The following is a 23,717-nucleotide window of genomic DNA, read 5'->3' on the forward strand; positions in this document are numbered from 1 at the left end:
TACAGGTAAACAGGTTGGGCTATGCAACAGCCAGTGTGCACAGCTTTTGGCATGGGTTGAACACTATTTGCCCGAGAATCTATAATGCTCGCCCCACTTAACTAGAAATGTTGTGATGGCTACTGATAAATTTGAAAACCTCACCACAGCAGATGTAACGCTTTACCATCGTCCTGCCTGCGGTTTTTGCTCTCGCGTCATGTACGCACTTAAAGATATGAATCTGGATATCCCCAAAGAAGATATCTGGCAAAACAGTCAGGCGCGCACAGACCTTTATAAAGGCGGCGGTAAAAACCAGGTTCCAGCGCTGCGCATTCGCCAGCCAAATGGTGACTATGTGTGGATGTACGAATCGCTGGATATCATCGATTTTTTACAGCAACACTTCAGCGAATAAGGGCACAGAAAAGCGCACCGACAACAATTGAGTGCAATTCCTAGCGACGTCCCGGGGTCTCAGAGCGCCAGAACATCCAGCCCACGGCAATGGCGGTAGAGTAATAGTGATCTGTTTCCACCAATGGGCTATCCGCGAAGACTGTATCGCCAATGTTGTCGTACCTGAGCGCCCAGGCATACCAAAAACGGCCGCTGCGCTTTTTTAGACTCAATTTGAAGTAGGTTCCGCTGAAACCACCTTCCGCGCTATACATCGGCCGTGATTCCGTAGCGAATTGCTCCGCAACATCGTAATAGTAGGCGTGGTATTTTTCTGTCGCCCAGAGTGCACCCATATCAAACTTGGCTTTCCAACCGGTATTTGTCTCCCGCCAGCGGTACGTTAATTTTGGATTAAAATTGTAACCGATAGGCTCAAAACCCGATGAACTCACCGTAAAAACAGCCCGCAACGGCATTCGTAACGACCAGCCCTCGTGAAAATCGTAACCGCTGAGGTTGATATTCAACGATGGGCCAAATTCGAGTGCGGAATCCAGTTCGGGCATGCCCTCGCGCTTTTTATTATCCTCGCTGTCGCCATTTAGCGCGGTTTCTCCGCTTACATTCAACTCCACTGATCGGCTATGAAATATGCGCCCTCGAATTCCATCCCGATCGGCTCGCAATCGCTCTCCGCGATAAATCAGAAACGGAAAAGGCAAACCCTGCGTTTGCTCCTCGCTAGAGCCCCGGTAATCCCCCAGGTGCTGTACTGCAGCCCCTACGCCCAATTCAAGCTTAGGAAGCGGCTCGCTATAAGCAGCGGTAGCGCAACAAAGTGGTACAAGCAGCAAACTTTTTTTTAACACAGCAACAAAACTCACTTAATCCCCTCAGTCAGCCATATCCTACCATGGTGATTGCACATTGACAGGCTACGGTCTCACGTAAATTCCAGGCAAAGAAAAGCCCGCGTAAAGCGGGCTCCTGAACTTTGCTGCGCGCAGGATTATTCTGCGTCGCTTCCACCCGTTTCTTCAGGCTGAGGCAGCAACTCTTTAATGGACAGTTTGATTCGACCGCGCTGGTCGATGTCCATGCATTTCACGTCCACTTCCTGGCCTTCTTTTAAATAGTCGGTCACATTTTGGACGCGCTCGTGAGCGATCTGAGAAATGTGTACCAGCCCATCTTTGCCGGGCAAGAAGTTTACAAATGCACCAAAGTCTACGATACGAACAACCTTACCTTTATAGACTTCACCGATTTCGGCTTCAGCAGTGATTTCTTCGATACGATTAATTGCGCCTTGCAGGCTATCGCCATCATCACCGTAAATTTTCACGGTGCCGTCGTCATCGATATCGATAGATGCGCCGGTTTCTTCGGTAATGGAGCGAATTGTCGCACCGCCTTTACCGATGATGTCACGAATCTTTTCCGGATCAACTTTCATGGTGTGGAATTGCGGCGCATTGTCGGACAGACTCTCTCGAGGCTGCGCGATAACCGCATTCATTTCGCTCAGAATATGCAAGCGTGCATGCAGTGCTTGTTCGAGCGCAGTCTCCATGATTTCTTCGGTAATGCCTTCGATTTTAATGTCCATCTGCAGCGCAGTTACACCATTGGCAGTACCGGCGACTTTAAAGTCCATATCACCCAGGTGGTCTTCATCACCCAGGATATCGGTCAATACAGCAAAGCCGTTTTCTTCTTTCACCAGGCCCATCGCGATACCCGCGACTGGTGCTTTCAGTGGCACACCTGCATCCATCAACGCCAGGCTGGAACCACACACAGATGCCATAGAACTGGAGCCGTTAGATTCAGTAATTTCACTCACCACACGCATGGTGTAAGGGAACTGGTCTTCCTTCGGCAACATGGCTGCAACGCCACGGCGCGCCAAACGGCCATGACCGATTTCACGGCGGCCTGTTGCGCCCATACGGCCACACTCACCAACGGAATACGGTGGAAAGTTGTAGTGCAGCATAAAATTATCACGGTGCTCACCTTCGAGCGCGTCGATAATTTGTGCGTCTCGGGCAGAGCCCAAGGTGGCAACCACGAGAGCCTGAGTTTCGCCACGGGTAAACAATGCAGATCCATGTACCTTTGGCAGAACGCCCACTTCGACTTGGAGTGGACGAACGGTTTTAGTATCGCGACCATCAATTCTCGGCTCACCGGCAACAACACGTGAACGCACAATGTTTTTCTCGAGCTTGCCGAAAACTTTTTTCACATCATCTTGCGAAATATCTGAACCTTCACCGGCCAACTGAGCAACAGCCTGGCTGCGCAGTTCGGAGAGACGATCGTAACGTTTCTGCTTATCGGTAATGCGGTAGGCAACACCGATTGACTCTTCAAAATCCGCCTTCAGGGCATCAACCAACGCTTGATTGACCGCTTCTGGCTGCCAGTCCCAGGTGGGCTTGCCTGCGTCTTTGGCCAGCTCGTTGACCGCTTGCACCACCGCTTGCATTTCCTGGTGCGCGTAAAGGACAGCACCCAGCATAATGTCTTCTGGCAATTCGTTCGCTTCAGATTCCACCATCAGCACGGCGTCTTGCGTACCGGCAACCACCATATCCAGCTCTGAACTGGCCAGTGCCTGGTAAGTAGGATTCAACAGGTAGCCGTCTGCTTGGGTGTAACCGACGCGCGCGGCGCCAATCGGACCATTAAATGGAATTCCGGAGATCGCCAACGCAGCAGAAGTTCCGATCATGGCGCAAATATCGGGGTCCACATCTTTTTCCGCTGCAACAACGGTACATACCACTTGTACTTCGTTGACAAAGCCGTCTGGGAAAAGAGGACGAATTGGTCGGTCAATCAGGCGCGAGGTAAGTGTTTCTTTCTCAGAAGGTCGGCCTTCTCGCTTGAAAAAGCCACCGGGAATTTTACCAGCTGCGTAAGCCTTCTCCTGGTAGTGTACAGAGAGAGGGAAGAAGTCCTGGCCAGGTGACGCTTCTTTTGCGCCAACTACGGTGCATAGAACGCTGGTTTTGCCCATGGAAGCCAATACCGCACCAGTCGCTTGACGAGCGATACGGCCAGTTTCCAGGGTGATTGTGTCGTTTCCGTATTGGAATTTTTTAATTACGGGATTCATTGCTTATCCTTCGTACAGTAAGTGCCCCATTGCACTTTAATTTTTCATTTCTTTGCATATAAAACGCTGCCATTCAAAACGCATGTACAGCGGGTTTTCCACCACCCGACAACCTCGGTTTGCACGATTATCCAGCGGGAAGAAAGAGAAAACGGTACTTCAAAAGCAAAAGTGCCCGCTCGAGGCGGGCACTTTGCAACTTAGCGGCGCAGACCCAGTTTTTGGATCAGAGCTGCATAACGGTTAACATCTTTTCCTTTCAGGTAATCCAGCAGCTTGCGACGCTGGTTTACCATACGGATCAGACCACGACGAGAGTGGTGATCCTGCTTGTGATCAGCAAAGTGACCCTGCAATTTATTGATATTAGCCGTCAGCAATGCGATTTGAACTTCAGGTGAACCGGTATCGGTTTCGGAAGTTTGATGTTCTTTTACGATTGCGTCTTTTTCTTGTGCACTCAGTGCCATGGTATTTCCTCAACATTCGAGAATATGCTTCAACAACTGAAACCAGTTGCCATGAATCCGGCCTGCCCGTGCATATTTACAGCCAGGTCGGTCGCAGGAAACTCCTGCGATTCTTTGCTTGTCGGTACAGTAATTGGCTTATTTAGCCATATTGAACCAAGCGTTTAGGCGCCACGCGGCCATCGTCTGTGATCTCCGCAACGCCTAAAAATTGTTCATTAGCGTCAAAGACGCGCACTGTATCACCTTCATCCCCCAAACGGTAGACTTGGTTATTGATAACCGCCTGCCCTCGAGAAAAGTAAAACGCCGAATGCTCGTCCAGGTCCAGCCTTGGTAAGGCTTCCACCGGAGCATCGACTGGAAGCAAGTGATGATCCAGAGCCTCAGCGCGATCCTCACCGCGCTCCAGCTCAAGCGCCTCCAGGTCCAATGCCTGTGATTCACTAAAAGGCCCCGCTTGAACACGCCGTAATTTCGCTACATGCGCGCCAACCTGTAAATCGCGCCCAAGATCTTCCGCTAAGGTTCGAACGTAAGTGCCTTTGGTGCAGGCAATATATACGTCAGCCTCCGCGACCACCCCCGGACGGAACGCCAGCAATTCATATTCAAGAATAGTCACCGGGCGCGCCTCGCGTTCAACTTCAATGCCTTCTCGCGCCAGTTTATAAAGCGGTTGACCATCTTTTTTAAGCGCGGAATACATGGGTGGGACCTGATCAATATCACCCAAGTACGCCGTCATCGCTTGCCGAACCCGATCCGCTGTCAGCGCTGAGGCGTCTGTAGTGCTGAGAGTCTGGCCGTCCGCATCCGCAGTATCGGTACTCACACCAAAGCAGAAGGTACTTTTGTACGCTTTATCCGAATCCAGCAGGTATTGGGAAAATTTAGTCGCCTCACCAAAACAGAGAGGGAGCACGCCTGTAGCGAGTGGATCGAGCGCTCCGGTATGACCTGTCTTATTCGCAAAAAACAAACGCTTCGCTTTTTGCACAACATCGTTCGAGGTCATACCAGCGGGTTTATCTATTACTACAACGCCGTGCAAGGGACGGCCAAACTTACGTCGACGCCCCAAACGCTATTCCTCTTCCTGCCCGGCATCATCCTGATGATGTGATTTGTCTTCTGCAATCGCACGATCAATCAGGCTCGAGAGCACTTGTCCACGTACGGCAGTCTTGTCGTAATAAAAGTGAATGCGCGGAGTTGAGCGAATTGTAAGATCCTTGGATACCACATTTCGCAAAAATCCTGCGGCTTTATTCAAGATACTCACGGACGTTTCAATGGCACGCTCATCATCAACACCAATAAAGGTCACGAACACCTTCGCTAGTGCCAGGTCTCGCGATACCTCAACGGCGTTAATGTTTACCATGCCCACCCTTGGGTCCTGAATTTCCATCCGTATAGCATTTGCCAGGCTGCGCTGCATTGCATCTGCAACCCGGTCTGATCGATTAAACTCTTTAGGCATAGTGCCTCAATATCTCCTGAGGAGGCTATCCTCACTCTTACAGTTCGCGCGCCACTTCTTTGACGTCAAAGACTTCGATCTGGTCGCCAACTTTTACATCATAGTTCTTAACACCGATGCCACACTCCATCCCGTTACGGACTTCATTAACGTCGTCTTTAAAGCGGCGCAAAGATTCCAGCTCCCCTTCAAAAATCACGACATTATCGCGCAGCACACGAATGGGCTTGTTGCGGTACACATTGCCTTCGACCACCATACAACCCGCAACCTGTCCAAACTTCGGTGAGCGGAATACATCGCGCACTTCGGCAATACCAACAATCTCTTCCACGCGCTCGGGGTCAAGCATACCTGCGAGAGCAGATTTCACCTCATCAATCAGCTGATAGATGATGCTGTAGTAACGAATTTCCGCAGATTCAGACTCAGCCAGTTTGCGAGCCGAATTATCAGCACGGACGTTAAAACCAACAATAACGGCACCGGATGTCAGCGCCAGGTTAACGTCGTTCTCGGTAATACCACCAACTCCGCCGCCAACGAAGTTCACCTGCACTTCGTCGTTGCCAACATCCAGAAGTGCAGCCTGGATGGCTTCCAGCGAGCCGCGTACGTCTGTTTTCAGCACAATAGGCAGAATTTTCTTCTCGTCGCTGCCCATTCCGGCGAACATATTTTCGAGCTTGGCAGCTTGCTGACGCTGCATACGTTCGGTGCGCTCTTTTTCTGCACGGAACTCGGAAACTTCGCGAGCTTTACGCTCGTCCGGCACTACGAGGAATTCGTCACCAGCTTCCGGCGGCGTGTCCAGACCCAGAATTTCTACAGGAGTTGAGGGCGGTGCGGAATCGATGTTATCACCGTATTCATTTACCATAGCACGCACTCGGCCAAAGCTCTGACCGGCAAGCATAATGTCACCACGCTTGAGCTCGCCACCTTGCACCAGGACGGTCGCGACTACACCGCGACCTTTGTCCATACGCGATTCAATGACCACACCACGTGCGGGCACATTAACCGGTGCACTCAGTTCCAGCAGCTCTGCCTGTAGCGCAACCGCTTCCAGCAATTCTTCTATACCCTCACCGGTCTGCGCGGATACATTGATAAACTGCGTATCACCACCCCAGTCTTCAGGAATAACATCTTTCGCAGACAGCTCGTTTTTCACACGATCCGGGTCTGCAGCTTCCTTATCAATTTTGTTGACAGCGACCACCAGCGGTACACCTGCCGCGCGAGCATGCTGCACGGCTTCTTCGGTTTGCGGCATTACGCCGTCGTCCGCAGCGACAACCAAAATGACCACGTCTGTACACTGCGCACCGCGAGCACGCATCGCAGTAAAGGCGGCGTGTCCGGGCGTATCTAAAAATGCCAGTTCACCGTGGCTGGTATTCACCCGGTAAGCTCCGATGTGCTGGGTGATACCGCCGGCCTCTCCAGAAGCCACGCGTGTTTTTCGGATGTAGTCCAGCAGAGAAGTCTTACCGTGGTCAACGTGCCCCATAACAGTCACTACAGGCGCGCGCGCAACCAACTCTGCGTCGTCAACTTCTACGACTTGCTCGCGCAGTTTTTGTTCGACCGCATCGCCACTGACAAGTACCGCTTCATGGCCCATTTCCTCTACCACCAACTGCGCAGTTTCCTGGTCAATTGCTTGGTTAATGGTCACCATAGTGCCGAGTTTGAACAGGTGTTTAACCACTTCCCCGGCTTTTACATTCATGCGCTGAGCAAGCTCGGAAACAACGATTTCTTCTGGAATTTCCACTTTGTACGTAATTTTACCCGTCGGCTTTTTAAAGCCGTGACGATTCGCAACTTTTATTAATGGGCGTGAACCAGAATTACTGCTGTTGTTGTTCTGGCCGCCTTTTTTAGACTTGGGAGCGGAATGAATAACTTCATCGATCTCCTCTTTGTCTTCGACATAATCGAGAGCTGAAGCCACTTTTTTCGGACCGGCGACTTTCTTAACGGCTTTACCCGCTTTTTTGTTGTGCTTGGCTTTAGCTTCTTCGTCGAATTCTTCGGTTTCAGACTTGGGCTTGGGCTTCTTGTGATGCTTGCTTTCGTCTTTATCCCCAGCGGCAGGTTTTTCTACAGAACCCTTCTGCACTGCAGCTTGCTCAGCTTTTTGCTTCGCGGCAGCTTCGGCTTTTTCGGCATCAGCTTTGCGGCGTGCGACTTCAGCTTCTTCTTCGGCTTTCTTCCGCACGGCAGCGCGTTGGCGCAGTATTTCCGCATCGTCAACAAAACTGGATCGCTGCTCGACAACAGGCGCAGGTGCAGGTTCTGCAGCGGCTGGCTCGGCTTCTTCTGCGACTACATCCTCTACTTCGGGCTCGGGTGTTGCTTCAACCTCAGGCTCAGGCTCAGGACTAGCAGCTTCCACTTCAGCTTCGACAACTGTATCGGCCACGATCTCTTCTACAGCGGTATCAGAGCTGACCGATTCAGGTATTTCTGCAACGGAGGTAGACTCCAGCTGCTCCTGCTCCGGAATCAATACTTCGTCTGCCGCAGTTTCTGTAGCATCTTCCGCGGTGAGCTCGCGCTTCACGTAAGTACGCTTTTTCCGCACTTCGACGTTAACCGTTTTACGGCCAGAACCGCTCCCTGTTTTCAGGGTTGTCGTGGTTTTGCGTTTCAACGTGATCTTTTTGGGCGCCGCCGCACTCTCGCCGTGACTCGACTTCAAAAAGCTCAACAATGTTTGCTTCTCTTCATCGGACACAGTGTCATCTGGTGTCTGATGGGATAGGCCCGCTTGCTTCATTTGCGCCAGAATGCGATCAACCGAAGCGCCCACAGATTTGGCGAGTTCACTTACCGTTACTTCAGCCATAAATTCGTCTCAGATCCTATATTAATTTCTTCTTTCAAATAATTACTGCACTTGCAGCTATTCGCCGTCGGCGAACCAGGGTTCGCGCGCTTTCATAATGAGTGCCGCAGCGCGCTCTTCATCCATGCCATCAATTTCCATCAGTTCGTCCACCGATTGCTCGGCGAGGTCTTCCATGCAGGTCACACCCCGTGACGCGAGCACAAAAGCCAGTTCGTTATCCATTCCTTCCATAGTGAGCAAATCTTCGGCAGGCTCCTGACCAACCGTCTGCTCTTCAGTCGCTAACGCTTGCGTTAACAAGGCATCCTTCGCACGACTACGCAGCTCATTGGCGATATCTTCATCAAAACCTTCAATCGCCAAAAACTCTTCGAGAGGTACATAAGCAACTTCTTCCAGAGTGGTGAAGCCTTCATCTACCAACACATCGGCAACGTCTTCATCCACGTCCAACGCTTCCATAAAGACTTCTTTCGAGCTGCCCGCTTCCTGGGCTTGTTTTTCGTTCCATTGTTCAACGCTCATAACGTTGATTTCCCAACCCGTCAATTCAGAGGCCAAGCGGACATTTTGCCCACCACGACCAATTGCCTGGGCCAGATTATCTTCGTCAACCGCGAGATCCATTGCGTGAGTTTCCTCATCCAATACAATGGATTCAATTTCAGCAGGCGCCATCGCATTAATAACGAACTGGGCGGGGTTGTCGTCCCACAGCACAATGTCGATTCGCTCATTGCCCAGCTCATTGGACACTGCCTGAACACGCGAACCGCGCATTCCTACACAAGCCCCCACCGGATCAATACGACCATCGTTTGTAGAAACGGCAATTTTTGCACGAGAACCCGGGTCGCGCGCTGCGCCTTTAAGCGCAATAACTTCCTCTGCGATTTCCGGGACTTCTATTTTAAACAGCTCGATCAACATTTCTGAACAGGCGCGACTGAGGTACAACTGAGGGCCACGCGCTTCTGGACGAACATCCATTAAAAGAGCACGCACGCGGTCGTTCATGCGAAAAACTTCGCGCCCGACCAATTCTTCGCGCGGTAACAGGCCTTCTGCGTTGTTGCCTAAATCAACAATGATATTGTCGCGCGTCACTTTCTTTACACTGCCAGAAACCAGTTCGCCAACCCGACTGCGGTATTGGTCGACAATCTGCGCACGCTCAGCTTCGCGGACTTTCTGTACTATTACCTGTTTAGCGGTTTGTGCAGCAATCCGCCCAAATTCAACGTTCTCGACAACCTCTTCATACACATCGCCGGCGACCAGCGCAGTATCTTTTTCGTGCGCCTCTTCCAGGGTGAACTGCGTGCCAAGTTCCGCCAGAGTATCATCGTCAACAACAAGCCAACGACGCTTGGTGACATAGTCACCGGTTCTACGATCAATCAAGACTTCAATATCTGAGTCTTCGTCGTAGCGTTTCTTGGTCGCCGTCGCCAATGCCAATTCAATGGCTTGAAATATTACATCGCGGTCAACGCCTTTTTCATTCGATACTGCGTCTGCGACCAACAAAATTTCTTTTTTCATCGAGTTGCCTCTGATTCCTTCTGTACCGGATTACCGCGTATTACCAGAATATCCAAAGTGTAAGTGGGCTCTAAAACTGAGGAACCACATTCGCTTTATCAATAAGTTCGAAAGGGAGTAGATACTCTTCCTCCCCTACTTCCAAGACAATTTCTCCGTCTTCAATACCTTTCAGTAACCCCTGAAACTTACGTCGCCCTTCAAAAGCCACACGCAGGCGCAATGCAACGCGATGCCCAACATAAAGTTCGAAGTGCGCAAGTTTAAACAGGGGGCGATCCATACCGGGAGATGAGACTTCCAGGGTGTATTCGCCAGAAATTGGGTCCTCTACATCAAGGACGCTACTGACCTGGCGACTGACTTTTTCACAGTCTTCAACCAACACGCCATCTGGCTGCTTATCGATAAATATGCGAAGCATCGAGCGCCGCCCCTGGACGGAATATTCCAAGCCCCAGAGCTCACACTCCAAAGACTCGACAACCGGCGCGATAAGTTCTTCCAATTGTGTATGCTTGCCTGCCAAGTGCCGCAAACCTCAAAAAAGCTGGATTCTGAAAACAAAAAATGGGCCTAAAGCCCATTTCTACGACTATCAGTGCGCTGCCAACGCCCCGACGAGATTATTGCAACGTTTAAATTGCGAAACTCCAGTACCCAGATACGAAAAAACCCCAAACGGGGCCTCTCGAATGGGTGGTACCGTTATATTGTACCACCATCTGTCTGGGTTAATACCAAATACCGACTAAACCCAACATTTAATCTAATTCAGTATCTACCGGTTAGCATAGGCAACTTCTAAAGTTGCAATGCCTCCCCGAACAACAGCCGCTTTAAACAAATACAACTGTAAGAAGAGATACGTATCCACGCAACTATACGCAAATACTTTTTAGATCCACCTGACATTTGAGCAGACCATGGAATCCGACTATCAGACACCCGTATATAAGCTGGTAAAAAGTTGTTTGCTATCTACCTTCAGCGGCTGCGCCCAACAAAGAGTTTAGCCCGACGCCCGGGCCTACTTATTAAGGCCCACTTTGTAAGTTGGCAACGAAGGCTGATTCCAACCAACGACCTTCAGTGGCTGCGCCCAACAAAGAGTTGAGCCCGACGCCCGGGCCTACTTACTAAGACCCACTTTGTAAGTTGGTAGCGGGGGCTGGATTTGAACCAACGACCTTCGGGTTATGAGCCCGACGAGCTACCAGGCTGCTCCACCCCGCACCAGAATGTTAGTGTTATGCGATTCTCCACCGGAGCCCCACTGTAAAATGGCCACTAACAACCTTATACAGCAGCCTGGTATTTCGATAAGGATTTTAAAACCACATCGAACCAGTCTCGCGACCAACTCAAAACCTTTGAGCAAAGGCTTTAGCTTGAGCTGACAACTGATGCGCTTTGCGTTACGCCCTGTGCATCAGAGGGGGCGCATTATAGGGGGGTGATTTTATGGCGTCAAGACCATCTTTGCATTCAATCGCATTTTTATTTCGATCTCGTAATCCGAGAGTGGTTCGGAAAGACCCCGTGGGCGGTTGAATGAAAGTTGTACGGAACAATTTATGATCGTTTATAGCTTTCGACCTGCAATGCTCCCTGAATTTACTCTTAACACTCAGCTGCAACGCAAGTCGTTTTATGGATGCCCGCCAACCCTTTGCGGATCGACTCAACAGGCCAAGGGTGTAAACACTGCTGCAAGTGCAACATCAGCGCGACAATACGAGCAAGTCAGCCAATAATGAACTGCTTGGCATGAGTGCGCTTTACCCGCGCCATTAGCGAATCCACACGAGCTATCAACTCACGCAAAGTTTCATTTCCATCTGAAACAGCAACCCCCATACTGAATTCCGGTTCCCAAATATTGCCATGCGGTAAATTCACTGGTAAGGCCATTTCACGTTGTACACGCTCTGCCGCCTCACCCACACCTGCACGTGTTTCTATGTCAACAAGTACCAGTGCGAATTCGTCGCTGCCTAACCTTGCGACCGTGTCGATCTCCCGAACAATTTTAGTTAGGCGTCGACCAATTTCTATCAGCGCTTTATCGCCGGCGTCATAACCCAAGCTTTCATTAATCCGGCTTAATTGACGTAAATCGATATATACTAACGCCAACAGCTGTCGCATTCTACGAGAATGCTTAAGGGCCGATTCTGCGCGCTCGACAAAGAGCCTGCGGTTTGCAACGCCAGTTAGTGGATCGGAGAAATTTGTTATCTGAAGCGGAGAAGGCTTCCCCGCCAGCTCAGTGATTAGGGTTCTGATAATAGAGTTTTCACCTGTGACAGAGTCAGAAACAACGGCATTGGGGTCTTCTACAGAGCAAAGCTGGAGCCCACTGCTGCGCTCACTCCCCCCTTGTCCCGCCAATATACCGCCCGCTATAGCCATATCGCCAGTGATGCCCTCAGGTGCCATCATGAGCGCGCCTCTCAATACAGTTGTGATCTGAGCCAGGTTGGTCTCCTGAGCCAATAATCCATCCAAATTGGCAAGCTTAGGCCAGCGGCCGAAATCACCAAAACCGATGACCCGTAAACCCGAGTGACGCTTTTTTGTCTCTGACAAAAACGTCTCACCTATAGCCTCACCTACATCTCCAACAATCAAAATATTAAAATCTGGTTCAATTTCGAGTACGCGTAACAACTCCTCCGCGTTGGCACATTGAACAACTTTGGCGACACCCAGTTCACCGACAAGAATAGACTGCAATGCAAAGCCGACGACAGGTGTCACTCCGGCTAACAAAGCTTTCATTCTTGCGCCCCAGGGCCGCAAGGCGATAAGACCAACGCGATAGAAAGGAATTCAGAATCAACGCTGTGCATCGCTTTTTACTCCCGTGAGATCCGAAGGGGAAAACCATAGCTCATGACGGTCCAAACGAGCGTTTGCGCCCAAAACAGGATTATCAATGGAAATGACCTGCCGTTGATTTAAACGAGACTGCTCAAAAATATCGCCCTTCCAGGCGAGAAACAGTTGCTGAAAAGAACCGTCTGAAATTGCCTTGTCGAAGCTGGCCTGCAGAATTTCACCCAGCTCACGGTCAGAACGCTTGAGGACGAGATAAAATGCCGTCGGATAATGCAACACCACGTGCTCTTCGACTCTCAGACCTGATGCCTGGGGCAGCTTAGCCTCGCTCCATATCTCCATTACGCTGCGAGGAAATGCGTCGATACGCTGATGTTTGAGCAGTTGAAATAGGTTGTCCCTCGCGACCCCGGTACGAACCTCAAAACCCGCAGCGCGCAGAATTGTCGTGTCCGGCCAGTCATGCCCCTGCCCCAGCTGAAAGTTTTTTAGTTCCGCCAAGTCTCTGACTTCTGCCATGCGCGTATCGTCGGCACGGACGAAGAACAACCGCCAGCCACCCAAGCCACGAAAAATTGGCACAGGAATTGGCAGCAATAACTCATCTAAATGCTTATCGTAATGTGCCCAGGCAACATTAAATTTGCCTGAATTCAAATACATCACCGTACGACTCATTGGTACAGGCGGCACATAAACGGGCTCTACGACGTACGGATTACCAGATTTACTGAGCAGCAGTTTTAGCAGGTCATGAACATAATCGGAAATGTCTTTATAAACTGGGTCAGTCTGCACATAAGGGTAGGAAATTCTGAGTGTCTGTTCTGATGCTTCGGCTTTTTCCTGCACGCCCAAAACAATCACAATGCTGCCAAGCAGACACAGTACGACAAGTTTGAGCGCAGACATTACACCGAACCAGTCGTCATAGCCGACAACAATATAAATTCTGCGCCTAAACACGCTTGCCCTGCGAATGCAGGACGTGAAACGCAATAGACACATGCGTAGGTTTGGTAAAGCATAACTTCATCAACCAGCTGCAGTACGCAGTAAGACGTGGGATGCTCACGATTAAGCGAGTGGTTTTAACTACATTTAGCCATTTTATTTAGCCGTTTCCAGCTGACTAGGCATTAAACCAAACGCGTATTTAGCGCAAACCATCCGACGCTGGTGGCGTTTATTTACACGTGTTTGGCACAATATAGGTTTGGGCCTGACCTATAGCATAGACCAGGCCTGAATAAAAATTAATAACGCTTTTCTCTTTTGGATCTTTCGTACTAATAGATCACATGTATATTGCTATCCAACATAGCGGAACGCACTCATGGTAGAACTTCGTGAGAGTTAACTATCCGCTGCGCCAACACACCAAGCCGGTCATCGATCACACTGCTTGAAATCAATTACCTAGCCGACTGCCTCGCACGATTCGCATCATTAATTCGTTTAGCTCGCTCGGCCTCGTCAGTAAAATCGTCCTGCGCTTTTTCAAATCGCTTGATCTGATCCATGTAAGCAAGACTCCCATCTCTATAGCCTTTTACAAAGTCGGCACGAATCTCGAAAGGACAAACTGACGGCATGTCAAAGTTTTCATAGCCTAATGAGTACCCTTTGTCATAAGTGCAAAACTCGAGCGCACCCTGAGTATACCCATCGATGAATGCAGTGCGGGTTTCCCGTGCCATCGGATCGCCACACTGCTCCTTCAACTTTTCAAACGTGCGGATATTATCGCCAGCCATAGCGGTATCATATCCCCTTTGATACCACTGTTTACGTGCATCTTCACCGCTACACGTCAAATCCTGCTTGGTGTTGCCACCACAGGCTGTTAACGAAATCACCAAACTCATTGCAAAATACCATCGCATATTTATCCCTCTCTTTTTAGATTTGAGTGCCACCTTCGTTTTTAAGTATTCGCTCGAGAATGTCTATATTATCTCGAACGTCGGTAAGCTCTGGGTATTTCAGGTAGGCTGCTTTTAGGTTCGCAAGTGCGGCTTTGTAATCTTTGGTTTCCACAAACAGTTGCGCCAAGGCTAGCAAGCCTTTTTTTTCGCCGCCATCAACTGACATGGCACGAACAAATAGCAATTCCGCCTCTACAAACTTTCGCGACTCCCTTTTTAATGCCCCGTAAGCAAGTAGAGTCTCCACATCAGCACCATTCGCATCCAAAGAGCGCTTGTACCATGTTTCGGCTCCTGAGGCGTCCCCCATCCGGTGGGCCAAACGCGCCTCGTGAAAGTAGAAAATACCACGATCCTCTAACGAATATGCCGCAATAGTTGGTTCAATCTGCTGCAGTAATTTTCGCTGCTGATCATACATTTCAGTAGCCTCCAGCCAGGCGAGATACTCTCCCACAACCCTCATTTCCGGGGAACCATCCTGAAGACTTAAAGCGATGAGTTCGAATGCGCGGGCATAACTGTGCTGTTGTAAATGGAGCTTAGCCGCAGTTTTAAAATTTTGTGGGGATGACTCCCCTAGCAATATCGCCATTTCAAGGCTCTGCAGCGCGCGTTGCTTATCTTCGAGTTCAAGCGCAACTGCCGCCTGCGCCAACCAGAGAGATTTCTCGAGCGGCTGTCGTTCCAGCATCTCCATAACCAGCGCGTTGGTTGCTTCAAACATACGCGCCTGAGTGAGCGCGGCGAGCAGCCCCTGCTGCCATTGAGTATTCTCTGGCTCCAACGCCATAGCTTGCTGATACTCACTAATCGCAGAAAAGGGGCTGAACGTGGTCAAATTCAGGTACGCCAGTTGACCGTGAACAGTCGCATCATTGGACCCTAGAGAAACAGCACGTGCGAGATATTTACGTGCCTCTGCGCTCCTGCCCAGCACAAGGTATAGCTGCCCGAGATCGACATGGACCCGCATCAATTGCGGTTTGCGTTTCAACACCTGCAAATAGGTATATTCGGCCTCGTCGAACATTTTGAGCGCAAAGTAAACTTGCCCCTTCAAAGCCAGCATCGCCGGGCTCAATTCAATGCTGTAAAACTCATCCAGCTTCGCGAGCACCTGCTCTTTGTTTTTTTCTTGCAGCAGTGTTTGTAACGTCTCAGCCATCTCGTATTCTTCCGGTGCAATACTCGCCTCTCTTTCCATATAGGGGCCAGAAAATTGCGGTAACACGAATGTTGGCTCATCCAATTCGATATTGAGTTGAAATGCCTCCTGTCGTGCCACACACGGAAGGCTGAATAAAATAACCCACAGTAGCACTACGATTTTTTGCTTGTTCAGCATCAGCTTAAACCCTGTAAATAAACTGGATGGTGTACAGATAAATTGCCTGTACAGGTTTGCCGTTTTTTCTCGGCACGGAAAATTTGACCCCGGCAACCCAGTCCCTGATGACCGGAACCATCTCGGGGTAAACCGGATCGACGATCTTTTTAACGTACGCTTTGCCCCGTTGGTCAATAATAATTTCCACCCTGGTATCGACGCGTTTAATCCCCCGATTAACGAGATCACGTGGGTACTTCACTGATTTATACGAAATAGCTTTGGGAATGGAATCCAGGTTTTTTACATCCATGGTTGGGATGTCGAAATTCATCGCATCGCGTAAATCCATTTTCTCGAAATCGAATTCCGGTTTTTCGACTTTTTGGAGGGATGTTAAACCCATCTTTGGGGATGTCGAAAAAGCGACTTCAGGGCCATCACTGATCGCGCCAATATCGATTGCAGACTCAGCACTGGCTGGTGCTTTTACTTCAATCGGCGGGGGGGGCGGAGGCGGGGGAGGCAAAGCCACGTCAATTTTACGTACGGTCAACTCTGGCTCTTTGTGAAATTCACTTCGCTTAAGCAGCGTCATCGCGAGAAACAAAGCCGATACCAAGCTAAACGCCAATAACCAAGGCAGAAAAACCCGCACCGCTGAGCTTGAATCAGCAAACCTACGCACGCTTACTCACTCACCGTTGCGATGCTGACATTCTCGATTCCCGCGAGCTTTGCCTGGTCTATCACTTTTACCAGCAGCTCCGTGGTGACTTGCCGATCCGACTGGATGATCAACGGCCGCATTTCATTGCGCGTCGCCTGCATCAGAGTCGCACGCACCCCCGACACGCCGATATTGGTGCCCCCATAAATCACCTCTTGCCGCTTCGTAATCGCCAATAGCAATACGGACTTTTGCAGGTCTTGCGACGAAATTGCGGTAGGTTTATCGACATCAACCCCAGTCTCGCGAACAAAAACCGTAGTGACGATAAAAAAGATAAGTAGGATAAAAACGACATCCAGCAGCGGAGCCAGGTCGATATCCTGCTTATTCGCCTGCTCTATTTTTTGCTCTATTGATGAGTCCATTCACTGACATCTCATTGCTTAAACGGTTTAAATAGGCAAGGAGCAAGAGGCCGGGTACGACCATCAGCAACCCCAACTGAGTGGTGAACAACGCCTCCGCTATACCCCCGCTGATAATCTCTTGTATCGCCAGCCCGTTTTCCAGGCCCATGCGAAAAAACGTTTTCAGCAGGCCAGTGATCGTGCCCAGCAAACCCAACAACGGCAATGCGGACAGCAGCACGCGTAAATTAGGCGCCCAAGCACGATGTTGCGCGAGCCATTGTGCACTCTCCCGGCAACTGAAAATAAGCTGTAGCAAGAGCCCATAAACAATAAAAGCGAGCAATAAAATTGACCAGATAACGGGGCTGTCGAACAAAAACAACCATTCATTAATCACGATCGTAAATCCAGCTTACTCAGTTTAATCGCCAGGGTTTCCAACTGGTTGTTGTAGCTCTGCGCTTTTCTAGTAAGCAACGCGCTTACTACCAACGATGGGATAGCAACTATTAATCCCAACTCCGTGGTTACCAAAGCCTCACTAATGCCGCCCGAAACAGTCGCGGCATCACCCGCGCCGAAAATCGTCATCATTTTGAAGGTAGTAATCATCCCTGAAACGGTGCCTAGCAGCCCCAATAAGGGCGCCACTGCCGCACTGGTGGCAACCACCCCCATAAATCGCTCAATGCGGAAGCGGTGCTCTCGCAGGCACGCAACTAAAAGGTCATCCCGCAACCCTGAAGCCGGGTTTTTCAGCACAATTTCGATAAGATCGTTCTGTGCACCCCTGGTGTTCGCAGACATCTTTTCGAGCGCTTGAGCTGTATTTTTCGCATCGGTACCGGCCATTCGAATACGCGTAGCAGCGGTATCACTGACTTTTGGTAAGCGCAATAACTGAACGGCTTTGACTAAAGCAATCACTAGAGCCAGTGCGCCGAAGAACAATATTGGCAACGCCCAAACGCCGCCTTTTTCAAGATGTGAAACTACCGTACCCTGGTTCAGATGGAGTTGGTGTGCATTGCCTAGCGTGGGATCAAAAGCCAGGAGGCCATTACCCGAGCGATGTAGATCCGCAACTTCCAGCGCATTTTGTTTGTTATATGCATATTCAATGTGGGGAATTTCCGAGTAATTTCCGGTAACCAGCCCCCCCTCCCCCGAAGAGGGATTAAACGCAACCTTCACCGGACCCACAGCGAGCATAGGTACACCGACCACTTCGCCCCCTTGCAGCACAACCTCAGTATCCTGCCATTGCGGGACGAGTAGCTGTTGTACCCGGGCGACAGCATCACGCACCCGCGTATCATTGCCTGCAGTACTTACTGTTGCGTTCACCCCCAGATGATGTTTTTCAACATAGGCAGCGATAAGATGTTGTTGGTACTGGCTCTGAGCCCGCCATTGACTAACGCGCGTTTGCAACGCATCAAGGCCTAGTGTTTTCTCCTCTGCGAGACGCTGCACACCCGCAGCTTTTTCCCGTAAAGATTGCACTTTACGCTGCTGTGCGGACAGTTTTGTATTCAGCGCCTGCCCTTCCCTACCGAGTTGCTGCTGAGTGTTCTCTAAAGCCTGTTTCGCAGCGCTAATACGTTGCAGGAGCTCCTCGTCAAGACTTGTGCTATCCCCAGGCTGGGCATGTATAACGGCTGAACAAAGGAGGCAGCAGAGACAAATAAAGTAATGTTTCATTGGCAACCTGGGCTCACAGTTTAACTGGCAGACTCAAGTAGTCTGCGGTGGTAGGGTTCGCCAGCATGGCTTTGAGTTGCAACAAACTCTCAGGTCGCAACGGGCGCCCAAGTTCAGCGTCCGCGGCATCGCCATGCCACCATCGCCACCCCGCAGGAGTCGAGCGACCAAAGCCGTAATGGGCTCCGTCAGCACTCACATACCAGCCTTGCGATATACCGAGAAAGATTTGGGTAACCAGAACCGTTTGTGCCTGCCCACCAGTTTCCAGCGCCATAGACGCTTCATTAACTGCGATCCGCTGGTTAAATTCTTCTGCCTGATCAAGCAGACTGAACAAGCGTTCCAACTTTTCACTGTTGCTGACATCGGACTGAGCTAGCAGGGCCATTTTCTCCTGCCATTGCCGCGCAATTGGTGGGGGCAATTGCGTCGCGACCTTTTCAAGTTGATAGCTGGATTGCTCGATGACTTGCGCGATTCTGGATTGCTCCTTCTCGAGCGTGTCTTGCTCTGAGGAAAGTGCCAATCGACGCTGGCTCACATCATCGGTAATGCTTGCCGCAGACTCAATTATTTTTTCTAACGATTGAATTTCGTCTGCGAAGAGGGCCTGCTTTTGTTCGAGCTGGGCTTTGCGCTGCTGCCAGTTGCGTTCCAGACTGCCCCGTTGGCGCTCCAACGACAACCACTGCGCCATCAAGCTGTCGGTGCTTTCAATCGAGGGGGCAGCAAAACCCGCTAGAGAAACAAAAATTAGACTAAAAAGACAACCGCGCATGGCATGCTCCTCCTGGAATCTCACGCCGTCCAATACCCAACGACGGCAGGCGCCATCGATATAGTTATTATTTATGTTTGTACGATACTACATCATTCGCGGAATATGGATTCTTAATGATCTAAGTTTAAATTGCAATGCGTGAGTACTGTTTTTAGAAACCTGATTAACTTGGTAATACCTGCAAGCCCCGTAGCACCAACTGGTATAAAGACGCGGCTCGAGCAGGACAATGCACGGTGCCTAAAGCGCGCTTTTTCGCTTGTATCAGGCTGTTAAGTGCGTCGACTCGACAAGCACACCAAAGATCATTAAGCACTCTTTTTATTATTTTAAATTCTAAAAACGCCCGCCCCCAGCCCGATTGATTAAAGCAATTGAGGTGTAGCCGGCCATCAATAACATCCTTTTTCGTTGCCGACTAAAACAGCTAACGCGCAACGAGATTCACCCCAGACAATCACAACCAGAGCGGAACAACACCACGGTTAAGCGGAAAGCTGTTCCAAAAAATACGCTTTTCTCTCATTGCGGAGATAACTCGCTTCAAACCCGTTTTTTATCAGCGTGAGCACATCCGCCTGAGACAAATTAAATTGCTCTGCCACCGCACAGAAATTATCGTTTAAATAGCCACCAAAATACGCGGGGTCGTCCGAATTAATCGTGACCTTTAAGCCCTGTTGCATAAGCTCGACGATATTGTGGTCTGCCATGGCATTAAACACACGCAAACGAATATTGGAGAGTGGGCATACCGTCAGCGCGATCTGGTGTTCGCGCAAATAATCAACCAAGGTTGGATCTTCAAGGCAGCGGACACCGTGATCGATCCTCGTCACGTTCATTACCTGCAAACTTCCCCAGATAAAGGCGGGTGGCCCTTCCTCACCCGCGTGGGTTGTCAGTTCGTAGCCCCGTTGCTTACCCAGTTCAAATAAGCGGGCAAATTTTTCTGGCGGATTACCCAGTTCCGTGCTCGCCATACCCAATGCCACAAAATCGTCCCGCCAGGCATCCGCCATTTCAAGGACCTGGATACATTCCTCTTCAGAGGTGTGTTTTAGCAGACTTAGAATAAGCAGAACACTCTGCCCCCATTGGTCTGCTGCATCGCGCATCGCGCGACGAAAGCCCGACATAAATACCTCAAAACCGATGCCACGCGGCAAATACGTTTGCGGCTCGATCATGATTTCTGTGTGCACGATGTTATTGGCTTTGCACTGGAGTAGATAATCCATCATCAGGTGGTAAAAATCCTCCTCGTCACAGAGCACCGAGGCGCCCATGTAATACAGATCGAGAAAGCTTTGCAAATCAGTGAAGTTATAGGCTTGGGCCACTTCTTCTACCGATTTATAAGGCAGCTCTACACCATTCTTCTGAGCCAGCTGCAGCATTCTGCCAGCCTCCAGGCTTCCATCCAGGTGAATATGTAATTCAGCTTTTGGCAATGAACTGATCCAGTCCGGGGCAGCGATGGAAGACATAGGTAAAACTCCACAATAGAAAAATACAGTTACAGCACAACAAACGGCTACAGCGCAACAAGTAAACAGTCGCCAATTGATGCCAGGGCCTTTTGATATCAGGGGCTGTTGATACTAGCACGCGCACATCCAACGAAACCACGCGCCTTCAAGCAGAGCCGAATTGTTCAAATCGACCGACGACATATTAACTTGCTCTATGTTAGCTTATGCTTGCGAACCAAAACCGCTGCCGCCTCGGATTTATGTATGCGCACCTTTGCCACTTCAGGCATTCAGGCAGCCCAGACGCACATACTTACGCACATCAGGGAATCGTCGTGTGAACCCCAGCCAAGCCCCAACAAGATCGCGCACTCCTCTCATCAAGTTCAGTGTGCTGCTATTGCTAATTATCGCAGGCTGGCTGCTGGTTTCCTATTCGCCACTCACCGGCCTATTGGAGCAGTCATCTCTCAGCGAGGCCACTGAACAAGTTAAGCGTTTTTGGTGGACGCCACTGCTTCTACTGCTCGGTTACACCCTCTTCGGCCTCGCCGGAATACCAGCGCCTCCGCTATTTGTTGTCGGCGCAGTATTTGGGCCCGTCATGGGGACTTTATACAATTTAACGGGACTGTTGCTTGGCGCAGCGGCAGGATTCACCCTGGCAAGAATCCTAGGCCTGCGTTTCGTGTTGCAAACGGCGGGTTCACGCTATTACAAGACCCGCCGTTTTATCAACCGCTTTGGGTTTTGGCCTCTTGTCCAAGCGCGCTTTTTGCCGATTCCAGACACCGTGCTGAACGTAACTGCGGCGCTCAGCGGAATGCCACTTAAACGGTACCTGTTTGCATCGCTGGTGGGCTTGCTGCCCTCTACCGCGGTCCACACCTTGTGCATCGGTTGGCTACTACAGGCTGATTCTAATCTGGCACGCAGTCAAATCGGCGCAGGGTATCTGGCCGCATTTGTGGTACTGAATATCGTCGTCGGCGGCCCTTGGTTACACAACCGGTGGCGACGGCGCCTGCGTTACCGTGAGCTACGCGCTCTGCGCGATCGCCGTGCCCAAACACCTGCGACGGGTCCGCTATCGTGAGTTTACTGATTGTCTGGAGCACCCTGTCTCTGGTGTGGTGGATCGCTGCCTGGTGGCTGGTTAAAACTCCCTTCCCCGCAAAACCCCGATCCGCGCGAACCAATACACTTCCTGTAACGCTCTTCAAACCGCTGCCCAAGCAAGCCCTGCAACAGCAGATAACAACCGAGGAGAATTTGTGCAGCTGGATCCGCCAGATGCAGCCAGATGACGAAATGCTTATCGGCTGCTACGAAGCAGACGCCCCTTTTTGGCACCATTTTTCCCAGCGTTGTCACAGCCAATACCCGTCCGCCGTGGTGCGTGTTATTTCCCATCCTTCCCCACACCTCTCAGCGCCCAATCCCAAAATTGCATGGATGAAAACCCTGGTGGAATATGCGCAAAACCCGCTCTGGCTGTGGAGTGACGCCGATGTATTCGCGCCAGCGAATGCGCTGACAACCATGCGGAATGAGCTGCTGGACGGCAAATGCGCGCTGCTTACCTGCGCTTACCGTGTGGCGGAAACGCGATCACCTGCGGCAATTTTGGACACCCTATTTGTCAATCTGGAATTTTATCCGGGTGCAAAATTAATGGCGCGTACCAAGGCCATTGAATTTGGCTTTGGCGCTGGAATGCTGTTTCGGCGTGACGACTTCGAGCAGCGTGTCGACCTAAACTCGCTCGGCCGACATCTGGCGGACGACTACCAGCTTGGTCAACAACTGCAGCCTGTGCAGCTGTCCAGCATATGTTTGTCAACAACGGTCGACATCGATAGCTGGCGGCCAGCGCTGCAACACTATTTTCGCTGGCAAAAAACCATTCGGTGGAACCGCCCCGGCGGGTTCGCCGCACAGGCGTTCGTAATGCCGCTTATTGGCTGGCTCGCCGCAGCAATTTACCAACCCGGCAACCATATTGTTTGGCTTGGCCTACTATGCACCCTATGCGTCGATTCCATCGCTGCGTTAACCCTGTGCAAGCTACACCGCACGCGATTGGCCCGCAAAGCTGCAGTTGCCATTCCTCTCTGGAGCCTGCTGCGGCCGCTCACTTTTCTCGCATGCTGGCTACCACTGCCAGCGGTCTGGCGAGGCGAGTACTGGTCTCGCCCGTTAAAGGATGATCACGCGTGACTACGCAATACCGTTTTTGGATTTTCATCGGCATGGCCATGCTCACCGGGTGCAGCACCACTCCCGCCCCAATCATCGATCTGGCCAACAGCCACTGGCAGAGCTGGCAGGGTCAGGCGTTATGGAAAACGACAACTGGCACCGAGATAGCTGGCGATGTATTGCTCGCACGCTCGGATACCGGAGAAATTTACGCAGAATTAAGCAAGTCACCTATCGTCGTGATTCATGTCCAAACAACAAGGAATGGCAAACAAGCACGCTGGTGGTTACACAGCCTTGATGGCGGTAAACACCAGGGCACAGGCAGTCCGCCAACACAGGTAATCTGGTTTGCATTGCCGGACATTGTTGCCAGCGGGGCAATGACTGACAGCACTGCATGGCATGTGAATACCACCGGTGCTGGGGAAATCAACGTAGAAAACCCCTTAACAGGCGAACGGGTACAGCTGTTTTTGGATGGAGTGTAAT

22 protein-coding genes and 1 tRNA gene are annotated in these 23,717 nt (G+C 50.7%); 4 read left to right on the forward strand and 19 right to left on the reverse strand.

From position 1 onward, the window contains the following. The first annotated feature begins 115 nt into the window (after window positions 1-115). The gene (locus tag TERTU_RS14195) at window positions 116-400 is read left to right on the forward strand and encodes a glutaredoxin family protein (RefSeq protein WP_015817019.1); all 285 of its coding nucleotides are present in this window, start codon (window positions 116-118) and stop codon (window positions 398-400) included. A 40-nt stretch (window positions 401-440) separates the two neighbouring features. Here the strand turns inward: TERTU_RS14195 and TERTU_RS14200 are convergent, their stop codons facing one another. From TERTU_RS14200 to TERTU_RS14290, 19 genes are all read right to left on the reverse strand, one after another. Next, window positions 441-1,268: a MipA/OmpV family protein gene (locus TERTU_RS14200; protein ID WP_015816927.1), complete on the reverse strand. Its 828-nt coding sequence runs from the start codon at window positions 1,266-1,268 to the stop codon at window positions 441-443. Between the two features lie 125 nt (window positions 1,269-1,393). Further along, on the reverse strand, window positions 1,394-3,511 hold the full coding sequence (gene pnp, locus TERTU_RS14205) for a polyribonucleotide nucleotidyltransferase (protein WP_015818246.1): 2,118 nt from the start codon (window positions 3,509-3,511) through the stop codon (window positions 1,394-1,396). A gap of 200 nt (window positions 3,512-3,711) precedes the next feature. After that, complete coding sequence (gene rpsO, locus TERTU_RS14210; protein WP_015818841.1) at window positions 3,712-3,981, reverse strand: 30S ribosomal protein S15; 270 nt, start codon at window positions 3,979-3,981, stop codon at window positions 3,712-3,714. Window positions 3,982-4,123: 142 nt separating this feature from the next. Then, on the reverse strand, window positions 4,124-5,065 hold the full coding sequence (gene truB / locus TERTU_RS14215) for a tRNA pseudouridine(55) synthase TruB (protein WP_015818912.1): 942 nt from the start codon (window positions 5,063-5,065) through the stop codon (window positions 4,124-4,126). Window positions 5,066-5,068: 3 nt separating this feature from the next. Further along, window positions 5,069-5,467, reverse strand: a complete 399-nt coding sequence (gene rbfA, locus TERTU_RS14220; protein ID WP_015819029.1) for a 30S ribosome-binding factor RbfA — start codon at window positions 5,465-5,467, stop codon at window positions 5,069-5,071. Window positions 5,468-5,504: 37 nt separating this feature from the next. Beyond that, window positions 5,505-8,327: a translation initiation factor IF-2 gene (gene infB, locus TERTU_RS14225; protein WP_015820772.1), complete on the reverse strand. Its 2,823-nt coding sequence runs from the start codon at window positions 8,325-8,327 to the stop codon at window positions 5,505-5,507. A 57-nt stretch (window positions 8,328-8,384) separates the two neighbouring features. Then, on the reverse strand, window positions 8,385-9,875 hold the full coding sequence (nusA, locus tag TERTU_RS14230) for a transcription termination factor NusA (RefSeq protein ID WP_015818113.1): 1,491 nt from the start codon (window positions 9,873-9,875) through the stop codon (window positions 8,385-8,387). A gap of 70 nt (window positions 9,876-9,945) precedes the next feature. Beyond that, a complete protein-coding gene (gene rimP / locus TERTU_RS14235) occupies window positions 9,946-10,404 on the reverse strand; it encodes a ribosome maturation factor RimP (RefSeq protein WP_015819781.1) in 459 nt (152 codons plus the stop codon). Window positions 10,405-11,034: 630 nt separating this feature from the next. After that, window positions 11,035-11,111: transfer RNA gene (locus tag TERTU_RS14240), tRNA-Met, on the reverse strand. Between the two features lie 510 nt (window positions 11,112-11,621). Further along, window positions 11,622-12,659 (reverse strand): GGDEF domain-containing protein, encoded by a 1,038-nt coding sequence (locus TERTU_RS14245; RefSeq protein ID WP_015817139.1) that lies wholly within the window; start codon window positions 12,657-12,659, stop codon window positions 11,622-11,624. Between the two features lie 57 nt (window positions 12,660-12,716). After that, a complete protein-coding gene (locus TERTU_RS14250) occupies window positions 12,717-13,685 on the reverse strand; it encodes a hypothetical protein (protein ID WP_015817878.1) in 969 nt (322 codons plus the stop codon). 449 nt (window positions 13,686-14,134) lie between these two features. Next, on the reverse strand, window positions 14,135-14,587 hold the full coding sequence (locus tag TERTU_RS14255) for a DUF2799 domain-containing protein (RefSeq protein WP_228378163.1): 453 nt from the start codon (window positions 14,585-14,587) through the stop codon (window positions 14,135-14,137). A gap of 34 nt (window positions 14,588-14,621) precedes the next feature. Then, window positions 14,622-15,995, reverse strand: a complete 1,374-nt coding sequence (locus TERTU_RS14260; protein WP_015816963.1) for a tetratricopeptide repeat protein — start codon at window positions 15,993-15,995, stop codon at window positions 14,622-14,624. A 4-nt stretch (window positions 15,996-15,999) separates the two neighbouring features. After that, window positions 16,000-16,665: a hypothetical protein gene (locus TERTU_RS14265; protein WP_015820774.1), complete on the reverse strand. Its 666-nt coding sequence runs from the start codon at window positions 16,663-16,665 to the stop codon at window positions 16,000-16,002. A 2-nt stretch (window positions 16,666-16,667) separates the two neighbouring features. Continuing rightward, window positions 16,668-17,075: an ExbD/TolR family protein gene (locus TERTU_RS14270; protein ID WP_015820194.1), complete on the reverse strand. Its 408-nt coding sequence runs from the start codon at window positions 17,073-17,075 to the stop codon at window positions 16,668-16,670. Then, window positions 17,035-17,457 (reverse strand): MotA/TolQ/ExbB proton channel family protein, encoded by a 423-nt coding sequence (locus TERTU_RS14275; RefSeq protein WP_015820000.1) that lies wholly within the window; start codon window positions 17,455-17,457, stop codon window positions 17,035-17,037. Before TERTU_RS14275 ends, TERTU_RS14270 begins: the two co-directional genes overlap by 41 nt. Further along, window positions 17,454-18,566 (reverse strand): MotA/TolQ/ExbB proton channel family protein, encoded by a 1,113-nt coding sequence (locus TERTU_RS14280; protein ID WP_228378164.1) that lies wholly within the window; start codon window positions 18,564-18,566, stop codon window positions 17,454-17,456. Before TERTU_RS14280 ends, TERTU_RS14275 begins: the two co-directional genes overlap by 4 nt. A gap of 211 nt (window positions 18,567-18,777) precedes the next feature. After that, window positions 18,778-19,545 carry a DUF3450 family protein gene (locus tag TERTU_RS14285; RefSeq protein WP_015819941.1) on the reverse strand — a complete coding sequence of 256 codons (768 nt, stop codon included), beginning with the start codon at window positions 19,543-19,545 and terminating at the stop codon, window positions 18,778-18,780. A 488-nt stretch (window positions 19,546-20,033) separates the two neighbouring features. Continuing rightward, on the reverse strand, window positions 20,034-21,038 hold the full coding sequence (locus TERTU_RS14290; RefSeq protein ID WP_015820759.1) for an adenosine deaminase: 1,005 nt from the start codon (window positions 21,036-21,038) through the stop codon (window positions 20,034-20,036). 322 nt (window positions 21,039-21,360) lie between these two features. Between TERTU_RS14290 and TERTU_RS14295 the strand changes: the two genes are divergently transcribed. Genes TERTU_RS14295 through TERTU_RS14305 form a run of 3 tightly spaced genes read left to right on the forward strand, consistent with a single transcriptional unit; the run spans window position 21,361 to window position 23,716 of the window. After that, window positions 21,361-22,119, forward strand: coding sequence for a TVP38/TMEM64 family protein (locus TERTU_RS14295; protein ID WP_228378165.1), 759 nt, complete (start codon window positions 21,361-21,363; stop codon window positions 22,117-22,119). Then, window positions 22,116-23,243 carry a glycosyltransferase gene (locus TERTU_RS14300; RefSeq protein WP_015818214.1) on the forward strand — a complete coding sequence of 376 codons (1,128 nt, stop codon included), beginning with the start codon at window positions 22,116-22,118 and terminating at the stop codon, window positions 23,241-23,243. The genes TERTU_RS14295 and TERTU_RS14300 overlap by 4 nt, the downstream gene beginning before the upstream one ends. Next, entirely contained in the window at window positions 23,240-23,716 is a 477-nt protein-coding gene (locus TERTU_RS14305) for a hypothetical protein (protein WP_015818936.1), read from the forward strand. The genes TERTU_RS14300 and TERTU_RS14305 overlap by 4 nt, the downstream gene beginning before the upstream one ends. The last annotated feature ends 1 nt before the right edge of the window (window position 23,717 follow it).

The organism is Teredinibacter turnerae T7901 (genome assembly GCF_000023025.1).
GTDB classification, from domain to species: Bacteria; Pseudomonadota; Gammaproteobacteria; order Pseudomonadales; family Cellvibrionaceae; genus Teredinibacter; species Teredinibacter turnerae_B.

Excerpts from the sequence above, each read along its gene's own strand:
- TERTU_RS14195 (WP_015817019.1), top strand. The coding sequence starts at position 116 with ATGGCTACTGATAAATTTGAAAACCTCACCACAGCAGATGTAACGCTT.
- pnp (WP_015818246.1), bottom strand. The coding sequence starts at position 3,511 with ATGAATCCCGTAATTAAAAAATTCCAATACGGAAACGACACAATCACC.
- rpsO (WP_015818841.1), bottom strand. The coding sequence starts at position 3,981 with ATGGCACTGAGTGCACAAGAAAAAGACGCAATCGTAAAAGAACATCAA.
- rbfA (WP_015819029.1), bottom strand. The coding sequence starts at position 5,467 with ATGCCTAAAGAGTTTAATCGATCAGACCGGGTTGCAGATGCAATGCAG.
- infB (WP_015820772.1), bottom strand. The coding sequence starts at position 8,327 with ATGGCTGAAGTAACGGTAAGTGAACTCGCCAAATCTGTGGGCGCTTCG.
- nusA (WP_015818113.1), bottom strand. The coding sequence starts at position 9,875 with ATGAAAAAAGAAATTTTGTTGGTCGCAGACGCAGTATCGAATGAAAAA.
- TERTU_RS14245 (WP_015817139.1), bottom strand. The coding sequence starts at position 12,659 with ATGAAAGCTTTGTTAGCCGGAGTGACACCTGTCGTCGGCTTTGCATTG.
- TERTU_RS14255 (WP_228378163.1), bottom strand. The coding sequence starts at position 14,587 with ATGAGTTTGGTGATTTCGTTAACAGCCTGTGGTGGCAACACCAAGCAG.
- TERTU_RS14260 (WP_015816963.1), bottom strand. The coding sequence starts at position 15,995 with ATGCTGAACAAGCAAAAAATCGTAGTGCTACTGTGGGTTATTTTATTC.
- TERTU_RS14270 (WP_015820194.1), bottom strand. The coding sequence starts at position 17,075 with ATGGACTCATCAATAGAGCAAAAAATAGAGCAGGCGAATAAGCAGGAT.
- TERTU_RS14285 (WP_015819941.1), bottom strand. The coding sequence starts at position 19,545 with ATGCGCGGTTGTCTTTTTAGTCTAATTTTTGTTTCTCTAGCGGGTTTT.
- TERTU_RS14290 (WP_015820759.1), bottom strand. The coding sequence starts at position 21,038 with ATGTCTTCCATCGCTGCCCCGGACTGGATCAGTTCATTGCCAAAAGCT.